This is a genomic window from Xanthomonas axonopodis pv. maculifoliigardeniae (assembly GCF_041519315.1).
Taxonomy (GTDB): domain Bacteria; phylum Pseudomonadota; class Gammaproteobacteria; order Xanthomonadales; family Xanthomonadaceae; genus Xanthomonas; species Xanthomonas euvesicatoria.
Genome location: NZ_CP167998.1, coordinates 950274 through 966512, shown reverse-complemented (window position 1 = coordinate 966512; position 16239 = coordinate 950274). Strand labels below are relative to the sequence as shown.

General features: G+C 66.5%; 18 protein-coding genes. 7 read left to right on the top strand and 11 right to left on the bottom strand.

What is annotated here, in order from left to right; genetic code table 11:
- Positions 1 to 17 precede the first annotated feature (17 nt).
- From pdxA to ACDH77_RS04140, 4 genes are all read left to right on the top strand, one after another.
- Positions 18 to 989 carry a 4-hydroxythreonine-4-phosphate dehydrogenase PdxA gene (gene pdxA / locus ACDH77_RS04155; protein WP_014089436.1) on the top strand — a complete coding sequence of 324 codons (972 nt, stop codon included), beginning with the start codon at positions 18 to 20 and terminating at the stop codon, positions 987 to 989.
- Positions 990 to 1106: 117 nt separating this feature from the next.
- Positions 1107 to 1895, top strand: coding sequence for a 16S rRNA (adenine(1518)-N(6)/adenine(1519)-N(6))-dimethyltransferase RsmA (rsmA, locus tag ACDH77_RS04150; RefSeq protein WP_008576393.1), 789 nt, complete (start codon positions 1107 to 1109; stop codon positions 1893 to 1895).
- Positions 1896 to 1931: 36 nt separating this feature from the next.
- Positions 1932 to 2315, top strand: a complete 384-nt coding sequence (gene apaG, locus ACDH77_RS04145; RefSeq protein ID WP_007965232.1) for a Co2+/Mg2+ efflux protein ApaG — start codon at positions 1932 to 1934, stop codon at positions 2313 to 2315.
- Positions 2316 to 2343: 28 nt separating this feature from the next.
- A complete protein-coding gene (locus tag ACDH77_RS04140) occupies positions 2344 to 3300 on the top strand; it encodes a symmetrical bis(5'-nucleosyl)-tetraphosphatase (protein WP_011346478.1) in 957 nt (318 codons plus the stop codon).
- A gap of 51 nt (positions 3301 to 3351) precedes the next feature.
- Here ACDH77_RS04140 and ACDH77_RS04135 read toward each other — a convergent pair whose 3' ends face one another.
- The 8 genes from ACDH77_RS04135 to ACDH77_RS04100 form a co-directional block, all read right to left on the bottom strand.
- Positions 3352 to 3846 carry a dihydrofolate reductase gene (locus tag ACDH77_RS04135; protein ID WP_011346477.1) on the bottom strand — a complete coding sequence of 165 codons (495 nt, stop codon included), beginning with the start codon at positions 3844 to 3846 and terminating at the stop codon, positions 3352 to 3354.
- Positions 3843 to 4130 (bottom strand): hypothetical protein, encoded by a 288-nt coding sequence (locus ACDH77_RS04130; protein WP_011346476.1) that lies wholly within the window; start codon positions 4128 to 4130, stop codon positions 3843 to 3845. Before ACDH77_RS04130 ends, ACDH77_RS04135 begins: the two co-directional genes overlap by 4 nt.
- Positions 4131 to 4183: 53 nt before the next feature.
- Positions 4184 to 4978 (bottom strand): thymidylate synthase, encoded by a 795-nt coding sequence (locus ACDH77_RS04125; protein ID WP_031421181.1) that lies wholly within the window; start codon positions 4976 to 4978, stop codon positions 4184 to 4186.
- Positions 4975 to 5865, bottom strand: a complete 891-nt coding sequence (gene lgt, locus ACDH77_RS04120) for a prolipoprotein diacylglyceryl transferase (protein WP_008576385.1) — start codon at positions 5863 to 5865, stop codon at positions 4975 to 4977. The genes ACDH77_RS04125 and lgt overlap by 4 nt, the downstream gene beginning before the upstream one ends.
- Positions 5866 to 5919: 54 nt before the next feature.
- A complete protein-coding gene (locus tag ACDH77_RS04115; protein ID WP_014089431.1) occupies positions 5920 to 6411 on the bottom strand; it encodes a TPM domain-containing protein in 492 nt (163 codons plus the stop codon).
- The gene (locus ACDH77_RS04110) at positions 6411 to 7307 is read right to left on the bottom strand and encodes a YgcG family protein (protein WP_031421176.1); all 897 of its coding nucleotides are present in this window, start codon (positions 7305 to 7307) and stop codon (positions 6411 to 6413) included. Before ACDH77_RS04110 ends, ACDH77_RS04115 begins: the two co-directional genes overlap by 1 nt.
- Positions 7308 to 7647: 340 nt before the next feature.
- Entirely contained in the window at positions 7648 to 8286 is a 639-nt protein-coding gene (locus ACDH77_RS04105; protein ID WP_014089429.1) for a LemA family protein, read from the bottom strand.
- Between the two features lie 96 nt (positions 8287 to 8382).
- A complete protein-coding gene (locus ACDH77_RS04100; RefSeq protein WP_005910722.1) occupies positions 8383 to 8763 on the bottom strand; it encodes a diacylglycerol kinase in 381 nt (126 codons plus the stop codon).
- Positions 8764 to 8944: 181 nt separating this feature from the next.
- Here ACDH77_RS04100 and ACDH77_RS04095 point away from each other — a divergent pair, with 181 nt between their 5' ends.
- Positions 8945 to 9646: an SGNH/GDSL hydrolase family protein gene (locus tag ACDH77_RS04095; protein WP_014089428.1), complete on the top strand. Its 702-nt coding sequence runs from the start codon at positions 8945 to 8947 to the stop codon at positions 9644 to 9646.
- A gap of 418 nt (positions 9647 to 10064) precedes the next feature.
- Here the strand turns inward: ACDH77_RS04095 and ACDH77_RS04090 are convergent, their stop codons facing one another.
- The 3 genes from ACDH77_RS04090 to ACDH77_RS04080 form a co-directional block, all read right to left on the bottom strand.
- Positions 10065 to 11336, bottom strand: a complete 1272-nt coding sequence (locus ACDH77_RS04090; RefSeq protein ID WP_008573593.1) for a sensor histidine kinase — start codon at positions 11334 to 11336, stop codon at positions 10065 to 10067.
- Positions 11337 to 11478: 142 nt separating this feature from the next.
- Entirely contained in the window at positions 11479 to 12192 is a 714-nt protein-coding gene (locus ACDH77_RS04085) for a response regulator transcription factor (protein WP_002811889.1), read from the bottom strand.
- A gap of 91 nt (positions 12193 to 12283) precedes the next feature.
- Positions 12284 to 12952, bottom strand: a complete 669-nt coding sequence (locus ACDH77_RS04080; RefSeq protein WP_005910775.1) for an arylesterase — start codon at positions 12950 to 12952, stop codon at positions 12284 to 12286.
- Between the two features lie 109 nt (positions 12953 to 13061).
- Here ACDH77_RS04080 and ACDH77_RS04075 point away from each other — a divergent pair, with 109 nt between their 5' ends.
- Together ACDH77_RS04075 and ACDH77_RS04070 are read left to right on the top strand one after the other, a co-directional pair.
- A complete protein-coding gene (locus tag ACDH77_RS04075) occupies positions 13062 to 13661 on the top strand; it encodes an ABC transporter ATP-binding protein (protein WP_005910777.1) in 600 nt (199 codons plus the stop codon).
- Complete coding sequence (locus ACDH77_RS04070) at positions 13658 to 16141, top strand: ABC transporter permease (protein ID WP_372353746.1); 2484 nt, start codon at positions 13658 to 13660, stop codon at positions 16139 to 16141. The genes ACDH77_RS04075 and ACDH77_RS04070 overlap by 4 nt, the downstream gene beginning before the upstream one ends.
- The last annotated feature ends 98 nt before the right edge of the window (positions 16142 to 16239 follow it).

Genomic DNA, 16239 nt, shown 5'->3' with positions numbered 1-16239 from the left:
CCGGGCAGCCGGATAGCATGATGGTCCCGTCGCTCGCGCTGGTGCCAGGCGAGCCGGCCGGAATCGGGCCGGAGCTATGCATCCGGCTTGCGCAGCAGCCGCGCTCGGACGCGCATCTGATTGCCTACGCCGACCCAGACACCCTGCACAGCGCCGCAACGGCGCTGTCGTTGCCTGTACGGCTGCTCGATCCCGACCAGCCGGCACGTGCGCCCGGCGACCTGCCGCTGCATCCCGTTCGCCAGGCCGTGACCACGCGTTTGGGCGCACCCGACCCGGCCAATGCGGCAGCAGTGATCGCCGGCCTGCGCAGCGCCGCGGGTGACTGCCTCGCCGGCCGCCTGCAGGGAATCGTCACTGGCCCGGTGCACAAGGCAGTGATCAACGCCGGCGGCATTGCTTACACCGGCACCACCGAACTGCTGGCCGAACAAGCCGGTTGCCCGGTGGTGATGATGCTGGCCAACAGCATCGTGCGCGTTGCGCTGGTGACAACCCATCTGCCGCTGCGTGCGGTGGCCGATGCGATCACCGCCGATGCGCTGCTGCAATGCCTGCGCATTACCCATGCAGCGATGCAGCGCGACTTCGGCCTGGAGCACCCGCGCATCGCCGTGCTCGGCCTCAACCCGCATGCCGGCGAAGACGGTCACCTGGGCCGCGAGGAACTGGATATCGTCATTCCGCTGCTGGAGCAGCTGCGCGGCGAGGGCATGCAGCTGATCGGCCCGCTGCCGGCGGACACCGCGTTCTTGCCGCAGAAACTGCGCGGTTTCGACGCGGTGGTGGCGATGTATCACGACCAGGGCCTGCCGGTGCTCAAGTACAGCGGCTTCGAGCAGGCTGTAAATATCACCCTGGGCCTGCCCTACCCGCGCGTGGCGGTGGATCACGGTACTGCGCTGGAACTGGCCGGCCGCGGAATCGCAGACCCCTCCAGCCTGATGGCAGCCACTGCGTTGTGCGCCCGATTGGCGGCGCGCCGCTAACACCACGCGTGCTTGCTCGGCGCGGGCCTGCCGCATGGCGCACGCCGCCGATCCGCCAGGCCAGGCGGGCACGCGAACGACACCGCGTGCAGGCGCGGCCTCCGTTAAACTGCGCAGATGAATTCTTCTTTCAGCGCACCGGCCAAGAAGTCGCTTGGCCAGCACTTTCTTGCCGACCGGTATTACATCGACCGCATCGTGCAGGCGGTAGACCCGCGCGCCGGCCAGCATCTGGTCGAGATCGGCCCGGGCCAGGGTGCCATCACCTTTCCGTTGCTGCGCAGGCATGGCGCGCTGACCGTGATCGAATTCGATCGCGACCTGATCGCGCCGTTGACCGAAGCGGCGGCCCCGATCGGCGCGCTGAGCATCATCCACCGCGATGTGCTCAGCGTGGATTTCACTGCACTGGCCGATGGCACGCCAATCCGCCTGGTCGGCAACCTGCCCTACAACATCTCCTCGCCGATCCTGTTCCATGCGCTGGACCATGCCGCTGCCGTGACCGACATGCATTTCATGCTGCAAAAGGAAGTGGTCGACCGCATGGCCGCCGGCCCCGGCAGCAAGGTGTACGGACGGCTCAGCGTGATGCTGCAGGCGTATTGCGAGGTGACTGCGCTGTTCGTGGTGCCGCCGGGCGCATTCCGGCCGCCGCCGAAGGTGGACTCGGCCGTGGTGCGGCTGGTGCCGCGCGACCCGGCCACGGTGCAGATCAACGACCGCCGCCGCTTCGCCGATGTGGTGCGCGCCGGGTTCGGGCAGCGCCGCAAGACCCTGCGCAATGCCTTGTCCACCATTTGCGAACCGGCCCATTTCGACGCCGCGCAGGTGCGCCCGGATGCACGCGCCGAACAACTGGAGGTCGCGGATTTCATCCGGCTGGCCAATGTCGAGCTGGCTTGAGCGCCGCTCCCACACCGTTTTATTTAGACTTTCGCCATGCAAGATGATCCGCGCTACCGCGTCGAGGTCGAGGTATCGCCCCGCTTCCTCGCCCATCAATCCACCCCGGACGAAGGCCGCTACGCCTTTGCCTACAGCATCCGCATCCAGAATGCGGGCGCGGTGCCTGCGCGCCTGATCGCGCGTCATTGGCAGATCACCGATGGCAACGGGCGCACCGAGCAGGTGGATGGCGAAGGCGTGGTCGGCGAACAGCCGTGGCTGCGACCGGGCGAAGCTTTCCATTACACCTCCGGCGTACTGCTGGAGACCGAGCAGGGACAGATGCAGGGCCACTACGACATGGTGGCCGACGATGGCACCGAATTTATCGCTCCGATCGCCGCCTTCGTGCTGAGCGTGCCCAGGACGCTGCACTGATGAATGCCGGAGTAAGGGAGCGCGCGCAATGAGCGTCTGGGCCATCGGCGACCTGCAAGGGTGCTACGACATCACCCAGCGGTTGCTGGAGAAGATCAATTTCGACCCCGCCCAGGACACGCTGTGGTTCTGCGGCGATCTGGTCAACCGCGGCGGGCAATCGCTGGAAACGCTGCGCCTGGTGCATTCCCTGCGCGCGCACAGCGTAGTGGTGCTGGGCAATCACGACCTATCGCTGCTGGCGATCGGGGCGCGTTCGGAAGAAGAGCAGCGCAAGGTCAACCCGGATCTGCTGCGCATCGTGATGGCCGAAGATCGCGATGCGTTGCTGGACTGGCTACGCATGCAGAAGCTGGCGCACGTGGACCGCACCCTGGGCTGGATGATGATCCATGCCGGGCTGGCGCCGAAGTGGACCACGCAGATGGCCGAAAAGCATGCACGCGAGGTCGAGCAGCAACTGCAGGGCGGCGGCTATCGCAAGCTGCTGCGCAATATGTACGGCGACCAGCCGGGCTGGTCGCCGGGCCTGAGCGGCTACGACCGCAGCCGGGCCATCATCAACCTATTCACCCGCATGCGCTACTGCACCCCGCGTGGGCGCATCGCCACCGACGACAAGGGCACGCCGGGGACGCAGGCACAGGGCCTGTATCCCTGGTTCGAAGTGCCGGGACGGGTCGAGCGCGACCTGAAGATCGTCTGCGGGCATTGGTCCGCACTGGGCCTGACGATCACCCAGGGTGTGCATGCGATCGATACCGGCGCGGTCTGGGGCGGCAAGCTCACGGCGTTGCAGCTGGATAGCGAGGAGCTGCGCGTGGTGCAGGTGCCCGGACGGGAAGTGACCGGGCCGGCACCGGTCGCACGCGCACCGCGGCGTCCACGTGAGCGTCAGGGGCGTCAGCGCTCGCGCGGCAACCGCGGCAATGCGGGGAACGCAGCGGCCGGCCCCAAGCCGTCAGTCGATACGCCACAGGACTGAGCGCGCGAGGCGCCCGTCGCCATCGCGGTGCCGGGCGCGACCCTGCATCGCTCAGCGGCGTTCGTAATCCACGAACGAAAACGCATGGGCATGCCGGGCGTCGGCAGCATGTAACTCGCGCCTCGCCGGCGACCACACCGCAGGGTCGATCGGCGGGAAGTGCGTATCGGCGCCATCCACCGCGGTGTCCACTTCGGTCACGGCCAGCAGATCGGCGCGTTCCATGGTCAGGCGATACACCTCCCCGCCACCGATCACGCACAGCTCCTGCGCCCCCTCCTGCACGGCGCGTTCGATCGCCTGCTCCACCGATGCGACCGCCTGCATGCCGTCGAACGGCACCTGCCCCGAGCGGGTCAGCACCAGATTCAACCGCCCCGGCAACGCACGCCCCAGCGACTGCGCCGTCTTGCGCCCCATCAGGATTGGCTTGCCCAGCGTCAGCGCCTTGAAGCGCTTGAGATCATCGGGCAGCTTCCACGGCAGCTCGTTATCGCGACCGATGGCGTTGTTGCGGTCGAAGGCCACGATCAGGGTCAGTTTCATCGGTCCGGATACAGCGTGTCGTAGATTTTCATCGCGGCGTGCCGGCCCATCATTCCAAGGCAGAAAGCCGCAAGGTACAACACGGCAATCACCGCCAGCGCCGCCGAAGACTGCCCGCCGAAGACGTTCGTCAGCTGCAGGGGTTCACCCTTGTACAAGGCAATACCGAAAAAGCCGATCGGTGCGATGAGCAGGATGCTCGTGAGATTCACAAACAGGCTGGCCTGCATTGCCATAAGCGAATCAGCCAGTTTTTCCCGTGCCTTGATCGAATGCTTGGCCATCACAGTGCTGCCGTCTCAAGTGGATACCGGCGGACAATGCCGCAACTCGCTCGTCACACCGCCACCGGCGCCTTGATCGCCGGATGCGGGTCATAACCTTCGATGGCGATGTCTTCGAAGCGGAACCCGAACAGGTCGGTGACCTCGGGATTCAAACGCAAGGTGGGCAGCGCGCGCGGCGTGCGCGTCAGTTGCTCGCGTGCCTGCTCGAAATGATTGGAATACAAGTGCGCATCGCCCAGCGTGTGCACGAAATCGCCAACGCCCAGGCCGGTGGCCTGCGCCACCATATGCGTCAGCAGCGCATAGCTGGCGATATTGAACGGCACGCCCAGGAAGATGTCGCCGCTGCGCTGATAGAGCTGGCAACTGAGCCTGCCGTTCACCACATAGAACTGGAACAGGCTGTGGCACGGCATCAGCGCCATCTGCGGCAGCTCGCCGACATTCCAGGCGCTGATCACCAGCCGACGCGAATCCGGATTGCGCTTGATTTCATCCACCAGCCACTGCATCTGGTCGATTTCGACACCGTCCGGGCCGGTCCAGCGCCGCCACTGCTTGCCGTACACCGGACCGAGATCGCCGTTGTCGTCGGCCCACTCGTCCCAGATGCGTACCTGGTTGTCGCTGAGGTAGCCGATATTGGTGTCGCCCTTCAGGAACCACAGCAACTCATGGATGATCGAGCGCAGGTGCAGTTTCTTGGTGGTCACCAACGGGAAGCCGTCGTTGAGATCGAAGCGCATCTGCCAGCCGAACACGCTGCGCGTGCCGGTACCGGTGCGGTCGGACTTTTCTGCGCCGTGTTGCAGCACGTGCTGCAACAACTCCAGGTACGGCTTCACTTGGCAGCCTCCACGCCTGCGGGCGCCGGCAGCACCGGCTGCAACACCGGCGCGCGGCGCGACATCGCCAGCAGCACCAGGCCAACCGCAATCAACGGCAGGCTCAGAATCTGGCCCATCGTCAGCCAATTGAAGGCCAGGTAGCCGATCGGCGCGTCGGGCACGCGCACGAATTCGACGATGAAACGGAACACGCCATACAGCAATGCAAACAGGCCAGAGACCGCATACCGTGAGCGCGGCTTCATGGAGAACGTCCACAACACCACGAACATCACCACGCCTTCCAGTGCAGCTTCATAGAGCTGCGATGGGTGGCGTGCGAACTGGTTCAACGCGCCGGCGGCGTACTGCGCCTGGATCTGCGCGGGCAACCGGTCCGCCAGTTCCGGCGCGTGCGGAAAGATCACGCCCCAGCCGGCCTGGGTGAATTTGCCCCACAATTCGCCGCCGACGAAATTGCCGAGCCTCCCGAAACCAAGACCCAGCGGCACCAGCGGGGCGACAAAGTCCATCACATCGAAGAAGTGCAACCGGTGCTTGCGCGCCCACAGCCAGCAGGCGATCAACACGCCAAGCAGGCCGCCGTGGAAGCTCATGCCGCCTTCCCAGACCTTGAACAGGATCAGCGGGTTGGCCAGGAAGGTCTCGAACGCATAGAACAGCATGTAGCCGATGCGCCCGCCCAACACCACGCCGAGCATGCCGTAGAACAGCAGGTCGGAAAAACCATCCATGTCTACCCCGGGCAGGCGACCGCGCAGGATGCGCGAACGGCCCAGCGCCCAGGCCGAGAAAAACGCCGCCAAATACATCAAGCCGTACCAGTGCACCTGCACCGGGCCGAGCGAGAAGGCGATGGGGTCGATGGCGTGCAGATAGATCATGCGGACCGCGTATCACAAACAAGCGAGGCCGCTATTCTGACACCTCGCACGCGCTCAGCCTAAAATCCGCGGCCGGTCAGGTAGCTCGTCTTCATGCTGCGCGCCGTCTGTGGCCGGGAAATGCTCGGCCAACAGCTCGGTCACCGCCTCGATGCCGGCCAGGACAGCCGCTTCGTGCTGGCCTTCGCGCAGGAATTGCTGCATGCGCCGGCACACCTCTGCCCAGCGCGCTTCCGGCACCCGGCTGCGCAGACCGCGGTCTGCCACCACCTCGATGGCGTGGTCGGCCAGCAGCAGGTAAATCAGCACCCCGTTGTTGGCTTCGGTATCCCAGGTCCGCAGCTGGGCGAAGGCCTGCTCGGCGCGCTGCCGCGCGCTGTGCCCGCGCCACAACGCCTCCAGCGGCAGGTCGGCCTCGACCGCGACCATGATCTGGCCGGTGTGCGAGCGCTCGCTCGCGGTCACCGCCGCCGCAATGGCGTCCATGCATGCGGCTGGAAAAGTGCGCTGCGCCGAGGGCGCGAAGATATGCCTGAGCCACCGCATTACCAGCTCCCCGAGGCGCCACCGCCTCCTGATGACCCGCCGCCACCGCCCCAGCCACCACCGCCGCCGAAACCGCCGCGGCCGCCGCCGCCAAATCCACCGAAGCCGCCGAAGCCACCGCCCCAGCCTCCGCCACCGACAAAGCGGCCGGGCGAGCCGGAGGACAGGCCGGCCAGCAGGCCGATCAGCGCCGCGCCCGCACTGGCCAACAGCAACGACGTCAACAGCAACGCCGCACCGCCGGCGGCAACGCCGGTCAGCACGGCGCGCAGCGGGCGCGGTAGCGCGCCCAGGATGCCCCGCGCCACCATGGCCACCACGAAGCCGATGAACAGCGCCATGATCCAGCCACCGCCGCCCGCGCCGTTGCCGCCCTCGGCATGCCCGCTGACCGGCGCCGGCAGGGCCTCGCCCTCGATCAGGCCGGCCAGGGTTGCGGTCGCCGCCGTGATGCCGCCAGCGTAATCGCCCTCACGGAAGCGCGGCGCCAGATACTCCTGGATGATGCGGTTGGCGGTGATGTCCGGAATGGCGCCTTCCAGGCCGTAACCCGGCTGGATGCGGACGCGGCGGTCGTCCTTGGCCACCAGCAGCAGCACGCCGTCGTCCACGCCCTTGCGACCGATCTTCCATTGGTCGAACACGCGCTGGGTGTATTGCTCGATCGCTTCCGGCTGCGTGGTCGGCACGATCAAAATCTGCAACTGCGCGCCCTTGCGCTGCTGCAAGGCCAGCGCCTGTTGCTCGAGTTGCTGGATCTGCGCCGCATCCAGGGTGCCGGTGACGTCGACCACCGGCGAGCGCAGCGGCGGGATGGCAGCCAACTCCTGCGCCAGCAGCGATGCCGGCAGCAGCAACGCCATCATCCACACCACTCGCAAACACATTCGTCGCATTGCCAACTCCTACCTGATGCGCGCCGATCGTCCATCAGCGCGGGGTTTTGCGATTGCTTCTTCCCTGCGGGAGATTGCCTCTTACAGAGAACGTGTGCGCCTGAAGCGAATCCGCGGCTGGTCGAACGACTGCAAAGCCTGGCGACCTACCCTCACCAAGCCCTTCCCCGATGGGAGAGCTAGCTCTCGCCTCGACACGGTCTGTTGGCTTGGTCGCAGATTCGGGCTGATGTGCGGCTCGGCGCGCATCACCTGGCGCGTGCCCGTGCGTTGCTCGACAGCGCGCGTACTGCGCTTGCTAGCGACCACTGCACAAGCGCCGTGCACGCACAGCAACTGATTACTGCGCAGGCTGCGGCGCGGGCTGTTGCTGCGGTGCCTGCTGCGGCGTCTGCTGATTACCGAAATCCACCTGCGGGGCGCGCGAGATCTGCGCTTCGTTTTCCACGCTGAAATTGGGCTTGGGCTGGTAGCCGAAGATCTTGGCCGTGATCACCTGCGGAAACGAGCGGATGTAGGTGTTGTAGTCCTGCACGGTCTGGATATAGCGGCCACGCGCCACGGTGATGCGGTTTTCGGTGCCTTCCAGCTGCACCTGCAGATCGCGGAACGACTGGTCCGACTTGAGCTGCGGATAGTTTTCGCTGACCACCAACAACCGCGACAGCGCGCTACCCAACTCGCCTTGCGCCTGCTGGAATTGCTTCAACGACGCTTCGTCATCGGCGTTGACCTGGATCTGGCCCACGCGCGCACGCGCATTGGTCACTTCGGTCAGGACCTGGCGTTCCTGCTGGGCGTAGCCCTGCACGGTGCGTACCAGGTTGGGAATCAGATCGGCGCGGCGCTGATACTGATTGAGCACCTCCGACCAACCGGCCTTGACGCCCTCTTCCTTCTGCTGGATCGCGTTGTAGCCGCAACCGGACAGCGACGCGGTCAGGATCAGCAACACCAAGGCGCGAATCAGGACAGGCATGCAGGCGATTCCATTGGAAGAGAGCCCGAGCATGCCACGTGCCAGGTCAAGCCCGCATGCACACGCCCCTGCCCGGCTCGCCCTGCCTGCCGCGCGTCACCACAGCCGCGGCAACAGGATCAATCCCCAGCACAGCAGCACATTGATCAGCAGCACGAACACCGCCGCCGAGCCCATGTCCTTGGCACGCCCGGCCAATACGTGATGTTCCGGGCCGTAGCGTTCGATCACCGCTTCGATGGCCGAGTTCAGCAGTTCGGCCGCCAGCACGATCAACAGTGGTGCAATCAGTGCAATGCGCTCGAGTCCCGACTGCCCGAGCCACAGACCGAGCGGCACCAGCACTGCCGCCAGACAGACCTCCAGGCGGAACGAGGATTCGTGCAGCCACGCCGCGCGCAATCCCTGCCATGACCAGATCGCCGCCTTGAGCATGCGACGCGGGCCGCGCGGGACGTGCCCCAATTGATCGGCCATGCGTCAGTGCGTCCTGCCGCATGGGCGAAGAGGGGAACAAATCAAACGCATGGCATGGTCGCTGCTGGGGAAAGTGCGAATCTTGCACCGTGGCGCCCCGCCCCGCCAGCTACCGGCAGGTTTGCCCTCAGCTTCCAGCCTGGCGCACCATGGCAGCCCGCTTCACTTTGAAGGTTCCTGCATGACCATCCATCGCCTGCGCAGCGTGCTGTGCGCCCTAGTCCTCCTGTCCGGCCATGCGTATGCCGACGCCCTGCACACCGCTCCGGCGGTGCCGGCGCAGGTTTCCAATGCCGCTTGGGAACAAGACATGCAACGCTTCGCCGAGAGCGACGCGCGTCAGCCGCCGCCCAAGCACGGCATCGTGTTCGTCGGCAGTTCATCGATCCGGTTCTGGGAGACATTGGCCCAGGATTTCCCGGGCAAACCGGTGATCAATCGCGGCTTTGGCGGCTCGGAAGTGCGCGACAGCACCTGGTACGCAGACCGCATCGTGATTCCATACGCGCCACGCCAGGTCGTGCTGTACGCCGGCGACAACGACCTCAACAGTGGCCGCACACCCGAACAGGTGCGCGATGATGTGCTGGCATTCGTGGCACGTGTACGCCGCGACCTGCCCGAGGCACGCATCAGCTATCTGTCGATCAAGCCCAGCCCGTCGCGCGCGCAACTGCTGCCGGCCGTGATCAAGGCCAACCGCCTGATCAAGGACGCGCTAGCCCCGCTGCCGCGTGTGGACTTCGTCGACATCTACACCCCGATGCTCGATGCCAGCGGCAAACCGCGCGCAGAACTGTTCCGCGCCGACAGGCTGCATATGACGGCCGATGGCTACGCGATCTGGCGCAAGGTCGTGGCACCGGTATTGGAACAACGCTAGAACGCAACCGAGCCGATCCGGCGCGCCTGTCGCCGGATCGGCCGGCCTGCAGGGGAGGCGTTGGCTGCCGCTCCATGCCAGCGCGTTTTTTCGTGGCGGCAGCCTGCCGGCCCTGTTCCCACACACAACTGACGTAGGGGTCTGCGATTTGGGCACGTGGCGACCGCATTGGCGGTGTGGGCAAGAAATACCGGCAATGCCAAGCACCTGCAACGTCGCTAAAGGCACTGCAAACGTCCACGCGCCGGTACACTGTTGGCACCACGTTGAGCGTTCCGGCTGCCGAGCGGTAAATAGGGTGATCGAAGCGGTTAGCCGAGCGCGTGCAGCAGCCGGTCGTCGTCTTCCTGCCATGCCGCGTGACTGTTGAGCGGCAGCAAGGCGTCATCAGCAAGCGCCAGGACCACAAAGTGACGCCTCAGGCGACGACCACCGCCACGGACGTGCCGACGCCGGCTTGGCTCTGCAGTTCGATACGCCAGCCGAAGCGATCGCATAGCCGACGGACGATCGACAGGCCGAGCCCAGTGCCTTGCGGGCGGGTGGGGTCGGCGCGGAAGAACGGTTCGAACGCGCGGGCACGCGCCTCTTCGCTCATGCCAATGCCGGTATCGCGGACCACGATGCGGTCGTGGGTCACCTCCACCTCGATGCTGCCGGTATCGGTGTAAGCGCAGGCGTTACGCAACAGGTTGCTGAGCACCACCCGCATGACCCTGGGCGGGGCGAACATCTGCAGGCTGCGGTCGCCGACCATGCGCAACGACACCGGTTTGTCGCCGAGCAATTCGCGCGCACTTTCCAGCTCTTCGCTGGCAAGCTCGGCCACATCGAAATTTTCGCTTTGCGGGTCGATCTCGGCTTCGCGCGCCAGGATCAGGAAGGCATCGATCACCGCTTCCATATCGTGGCCGGCGCGCTGGATGCGACGCAGGCTGCGCTGCGTGCGCGCCGACAACTCGTCGTCGGCCAAGGCCATGTCGCTGGCCACGCGGATCACCGTGAGCGGAGTGCGCAATTCATGGCTGGCATCGCGGGTGAAATTGCGTTCGCGCGCGACATGCTCGCTGACGCGCAGCCCCAGCGCATGCAGCGCGGCGGCCAGCTGGCGCGTTTCGCCCTGCAATTCGGCAGGCAGCCGCTCCGGAGCCAGTTCGTCCACATCCGGGTTGCGTGGGTCCCAATGCGAGACGCGCCGGGCCAGCCAGCTGATAGGCGAGACCAGCCGCTTGGAAACCCGATAGGTGAACCAGGACACGCCATAGATCGCCACCAACACCACGATTGCCGGCACCACACCGAACCACAGCGTCAGATGCGCCGCACGCGAGCGCGGAAACACCAGATACAGCCGCCCCTCCGGGCGTTGATCGACATACACCAGCGCATCGGCGGCAGCCACTTCGCTGAAACCCGGAGATAGATGGCGCAGTGCGGCCGGTGCAGCCTCGGCGGCGGTGCCGGCGGGCGAAAAATACCCTTGGATATTGCGAGTATTGGGCGGCCGGTTGTCCGGCACGCTCTTTTGCATCTGCCAGAAATGCACGGCCTCGTCGGCGAGCACGGTGCGCACCAGGCTGTATTTGATGACGAACGACACCAGATACCCGGCCAGCACCAGCGCCAGGCTCGCCAGCGCGACCTGCAGCAGGAAGGCGAGACGTATTTTTCTCGGAAGCCCGTGTGGCATTACTGCATCCAGGGAAGAGCGCCGGAGTATAGGCAACGCTTCCGTGAGTCCTTCGTGCAACCAGCCGGCAGCACAGGAGATCGAGCGGCGCGTGAGCGCCTATACAGCAGCCGGCCGCCAGAACGGCGGCCGGCGCGTGACATCACGCCATCGGTTGGGCGATGTCGGCGATGCGATAGCCGGCGCTCTGCACGGTGTGCAGCAGCGGACGGTCGAACGGCTTGTCGATGATCTTGCGCAGGTTGTACAGATGGCTGCGCAGGGTGTCCGAATCGGGCAAGCCGTTGCCCCAGATTTCGCGCTCGATTTCCTGGCGGGTGACCACACGCGGCGATTCGCGCATCAGGATGGTCAAAAGGCGCAGGCCGATCGGCGAGAGCTGCAGCTCGGTGCCGGCACGGGTGGCGCGCATGCTCACCGGGTCCAGCACCAGGTCGGCGACCTTGAGCACTTCCGAGCCCACCTGGCGACGCTCGCGGCGGATCAGGGCACGCAGGCGCGCCTCCAGTTCCTGAATCGCAAACGGCTTGGTCAGGTAGTCATCGGCGCCAAAGCCCAGGCCGGTGAGCTTGTCGTCCAGCGTGTCGCGGGCGGTCAGCATCAACACCGGTGTGGACTTGCGTGCGTCGTTACGCAGGCGGCGACACACTTCGATGCCGTCCAGGCGTGGCAGCATGAGATCCAGCACGACCACGTCGTAGCTGTTCTCCGCGGCAAGACGGTAGCCGTCCAGGCCGTCCTGCGCGTAGTCGACCTCGAAGCCACGGCCTTCCAGGTACTCGCCGATCATTTCGGAGATATTGCGGTTGTCTTCGACGACCAGCACGAGGCCGGACGTTTCCTTGGTCTGACGCATGGACTTTCCTCGGTCTTCAGCTTTGTGAAACATGCCGGATCGACGGTGGAAAGAGCGTGAAGACCGGATAACGTTTCGTGTTCCGCGGCATTTAGCGGCCGAGCAGCGGGCGCAATGCCGGCCATACCGTCTCCAGCACCTTCGGTTGCGCGGCGGCGGTGGGGTGCAGACCGTCCGCCTGCATCAGGCCGGGCTGCAGCGCGACCTTTTCCAGGAAGAACGGCACCAGCGCGGTCTTGTACTGTGTGGAGAGGTCCGCATAGGTCGCCTTGAGCCGCTCGCGGTAGGCTGGGCCGTAATTGGGCGGCACGTCGATCCCGAGCAGCAGCACCTTGGCGCCGGCGTGCTGGCTGAGCTGGATCATCTTTTCCAGGTTGCCCTTGAGCTGGGCCGGGGTCAGCCCGCGCAGCGCGTCGTTGCCGCCGAGCTCGATGACCACCACGCCGGGGCGGTGTTTTTCCAGCAGGCCCGGCAGCCGGGTCAGCGCGCCGGAGGTGGTTTCGCCGCTGATGCTGGCATTGACGACTGCCGGTGGCGTCGCCATGTCACGCTTCAGGCGCTGGTCCAGCAAGGTCACCCAGCCGGACTGCACCGGGATGTTGTGCGCAGCGCTCAGGCTGTCGCCCACCACCAGGACCGGCGCAGTGGCGACCGGACTTTTGGCAGAGGCAATCCCCGGCGCAAGCAGGGAGAGTGTCAGCAGCCACAGGGCCAGCACGCCATATCGCAGTGTTCTTTCACGCATTCGGAGATTCCTCATCGACAGTCTGGCCCCCCGCTCCAGCACCCGCACCGCCATCGACGTTCGCGAGGTCGGCAAGTCCGTCAGTGGCCCGGAGGGAACGCTCCACATCCTCGACAACGTGAGCTTGACGGTCAGTGAAGGCGACAGCATCGCCATCGTCGGCGCGTCCGGTTCCGGCAAGACCACTCTGCTCGGCCTGCTGGCCGGGCTGGACCTGCCCAGCCGCGGCAGCATCGCGCTGGCGGGCCAGGACCTGGGCCAGCTCGACGAAGAAGCGCGCGCTGCGCTGCGCGCCCGCGACGTCGGCTTCGTGTTCCAGAGTTTCCACCTGCTGCCGGCGCTGACTGCCGAAGAAAACATCGCACTGCCGCTGGAACTGGCCGGGCGCGAGGATCCGGCGCGGGTGCGCGAAGTGCTGGAGGCCGTGGGCCTGAGTGCACGTGCGCGGCATTACCCGCGCCAGCTGTCCGGTGGCGAGCAGCAACGCGTGGCGTTGGCGCGCGCCTTCGTGGCCCGCCCGCGCATCCTGTTCGCCGATGAGCCCACCGGCAGCCTCGACCAGGCCACCGGCGCGCAGATCAGCGACCTGTTGTTCGCGCTCAATGCCACCAGCGACACCACCCTGGTGCTGGTCACACACGACATGAGCCTGGCGCAGCGCTGCAGGCACATCTACCGCATCGACAGCGGCCGCCTGCACGCACAGACCGGTCCGGCGGCATGAACGTCGTGCGCCAAGCCGCGCGCGCCGTGCGCCGCGAATTCCTGGCCGGCGATCTGCTGACGGTGTTCGCCGCGCTGGTGCTGGGCGTGGCGGTGATGACCGCGGTGGTCACCCTGGTCGACCGGGTGACGCTCGCGCTGACCTCCAGCGCGGCCGAAGTGCTCGGCGGCGATCTGGGCGTGACCGGGCGGCAGGAGATCCCAGCCGACTTCGCCGCAGAAGCCCAGCGACGCGGCCTGCAGAGCACGCGCATGGTCAGCTTTCCCAGCGTGCTGTTCCATGGCGATGCCAGCCAGATGGCCAATATCCGCGGCGTTGGCCCCGGCTACCCGCTGCGCGGGCAGTTGCTGGTGTCCAAGGACGGCACCGGGACGGAAGGCAGCGTCGCCAGCGCACCGCCGCCGGGCCAGGCCTATGCCGATCCGCGCCTGCTCGAAGCGCTGGGCCTGCACGTGGGCGAGCAACTGGAATTCGGTGCCGGCCATCTGACCATCACCGGCGTGTTGCGCGCCGAGCCCGATGCCTCCGGGGAGCTGATGCAGCTCTCGCCGCCGCTGCTGGTCAATCGCGCCGATATCGACGGCGCCGGCCTGCTCGGCCCAGGCAGCCGCGCCTCCCATCGGTTGATGTTCGCCGGCGCACCGGATGCCATCGCCGATTTGCGCGCCTGGCTCAAGCCACGCGCCAGCGAGTATCGCCTGGTGGGTATCGAAGACACCCAACGCGGCATGCGTGCAGCGTTTGATCGCGCCGGCCGCTTCCTGGCCTTGTCGGCGTTGCTGGCGGTGCTGTTGTCCGGCGTGGCCACGGCCCTGGCAGCGAACCGGTTTGCGATGCGACGCATCGACACCGTGGCGGTCTTGCGCTGCCTGGGCGCCCGCCAGCGCGACATCCTGGCAATGCTGTCGCTGCAGTTGCTGCTGACGGCGATTCCGGCCTGCCTGGTCGGTATCGGGCTTGGCATGCTTGCGCAGGAAGGCCTGGTGCAGGCGCTGGGCAGCCTGATCCCGAACCGGTTGCCGCTGCCGCAGGCCACGCCTGCCCTGGCCGGTGCGGGCATCGGCCTGGTGCTGTTGCTGGGCTTCGGCCTGCCGCCGCTGCTGCGGCTGCGCAACGTGCCACCGATGCGCGTGCTCAACCGCAGCTTTGCCGCAGTGCCGCCCAGCTCGTTGCTGGTGTATGGCGCCGCCCTGGCCGCCACGCTGGCGCTCACCGTCTATGCCACCGGCAACCTGGTATTGGCCGGCTGGGTGCTGGGCGGCCTGGCCGCGCTGGCACTGGTGGCGATGTTGCTGGGGCTGGGCCTGCTCGCGTTGCTGCGACCGATCCAGCACCGTCTGCGCGGTGCCTGGAAACTTGGCCTGGCCTCGCTGACACGGCGCCGCGGCCTGAGCGTGGTGCAACTGGTCGGGCTGTCGCTGTCGTTGTGCGCGCTGTTGCTGCTGGCGGTGGTCGGCCCGGGCCTGCTCGGCCAATGGCGCGACCGCCTGCCGGCCGATACGCCCAACTACTTCCTGATGAACATCCAGCCCGAACAAACCCAGCCGGTGCTGCAGACGCTGCGCGGCCTGGGGGTGAAGGATGCGGCCGTGGAGCCGTTTTCCACCGGGCGCCTGGTGGCCATCAACGACAAACCGCCGGTGCGTGGCGACCGCGACCCGGCCGACGATGGCGACGGCGACAACCGCCCGGTGAATTTTTCCTGGCGTCACGCGTTCCCGCCGGCAAATACGCTGCTGCAGGGCAAGTTCTGGGCGGCCGACAGCACCGCGGCGGAAGCCTCGGTGGAAGAAGGCTGGGCGCAGCGCTACCAGCTCAAACTGGGCGATCGCATCACCCTGCTGCTGGGCGAACAGCAACGCACGTTCACCGTGACCAGCATCCGCAAGGCCGATTGGGATTCGTTCCGGGTCAACTTCTTCCTGCTGCTCAATCAAGGATCGGTCGGCGATGCGCCGTACAACCTGATTTCCGCCTTCCACCTGCCGCCGGGCAATGCGTCCAAGCTGGCGGCGCTGAGTCGCGACTATCCGAACATTTCGTTGCTGGATATCGATGCCATCCTGGGCCGCGTGCGCGAGGTCATCGACCAGGTGGCACAGGCGGTGCAACTGGTGATGGGCTTCAGCCTGCTGGCCGGCATGCTGGTGTTGCTGGCCGCATTGCAGGCCACCGCGGGCGAACGCCGTTACGACAGCGCAGTGTTGCGCACCCTGGGCGCACGCCGTGGCCAGCTACGCGGTGCGGTGCTGGTGGAATTCGGCGCGCTTGGCTTGCTGGCGGCGACGCTGGCGGTGACCGCTGCGGCCGTGATCGGCGCGGTCGTCGGGAAGCAGGCGTTCGAGATGGCGTTGACACCGGATTGGCCGCGCCTGCTGCTCGGCGGCGCATTCGGGCTGGCCTTGAGTCTGTTGGCGGGTTGGTCGGGCACGCGGCGCATCCTGTCCACGCCGCCGGCATTGGCATTGCGGAGCGAATAAGCGCGGGTAAAACGCGTCGCATGCGGGCAACGGCATGCGACGCGCGGCCCGGTGGCTGTGCTGCAGGCCAGCTCACGGACGCTGTGGCGCGCAGCGTG

Bases quoted from the DNA above. Each gene is read 5' to 3' on its own strand.
- pdxA (WP_014089436.1), top strand. From the start codon at position 18: ATGATGGTCCCGTCGCTCGCGCTGGTGCCAGGCGAGCCGGCCGGAATC.
- rsmA (WP_008576393.1), top strand. From the start codon at position 1,107: ATGAATTCTTCTTTCAGCGCACCGGCCAAGAAGTCGCTTGGCCAGCAC.
- apaG (WP_007965232.1), top strand. From the start codon at position 1,932: ATGCAAGATGATCCGCGCTACCGCGTCGAGGTCGAGGTATCGCCCCGC.
- ACDH77_RS04140 (WP_011346478.1), top strand. From the start codon at position 2,344: ATGAGCGTCTGGGCCATCGGCGACCTGCAAGGGTGCTACGACATCACC.
- ACDH77_RS04135 (WP_011346477.1), bottom strand. From the start codon at position 3,846: ATGAAACTGACCCTGATCGTGGCCTTCGACCGCAACAACGCCATCGGT.
- ACDH77_RS04130 (WP_011346476.1), bottom strand. From the start codon at position 4,130: ATGGCCAAGCATTCGATCAAGGCACGGGAAAAACTGGCTGATTCGCTT.
- lgt (WP_008576385.1), bottom strand. From the start codon at position 5,865: ATGATCTATCTGCACGCCATCGACCCCATCGCCTTCTCGCTCGGCCCG.
- ACDH77_RS04115 (WP_014089431.1), bottom strand. From the start codon at position 6,411: ATGCGGTGGCTCAGGCATATCTTCGCGCCCTCGGCGCAGCGCACTTTT.
- ACDH77_RS04110 (WP_031421176.1), bottom strand. From the start codon at position 7,307: ATGCGACGAATGTGTTTGCGAGTGGTGTGGATGATGGCGTTGCTGCTG.
- ACDH77_RS04105 (WP_014089429.1), bottom strand. From the start codon at position 8,286: ATGCCTGTCCTGATTCGCGCCTTGGTGTTGCTGATCCTGACCGCGTCG.
- ACDH77_RS04100 (WP_005910722.1), bottom strand. From the start codon at position 8,763: ATGGCCGATCAATTGGGGCACGTCCCGCGCGGCCCGCGTCGCATGCTC.
- ACDH77_RS04095 (WP_014089428.1), top strand. From the start codon at position 8,945: ATGACCATCCATCGCCTGCGCAGCGTGCTGTGCGCCCTAGTCCTCCTG.
- ACDH77_RS04090 (WP_008573593.1), bottom strand. From the start codon at position 11,336: ATGCCACACGGGCTTCCGAGAAAAATACGTCTCGCCTTCCTGCTGCAG.
- ACDH77_RS04085 (WP_002811889.1), bottom strand. From the start codon at position 12,192: ATGCGTCAGACCAAGGAAACGTCCGGCCTCGTGCTGGTCGTCGAAGAC.
- ACDH77_RS04080 (WP_005910775.1), bottom strand. From the start codon at position 12,952: ATGAGGAATCTCCGAATGCGTGAAAGAACACTGCGATATGGCGTGCTG.
- ACDH77_RS04070 (WP_372353746.1), top strand. From the start codon at position 13,658: ATGAACGTCGTGCGCCAAGCCGCGCGCGCCGTGCGCCGCGAATTCCTG.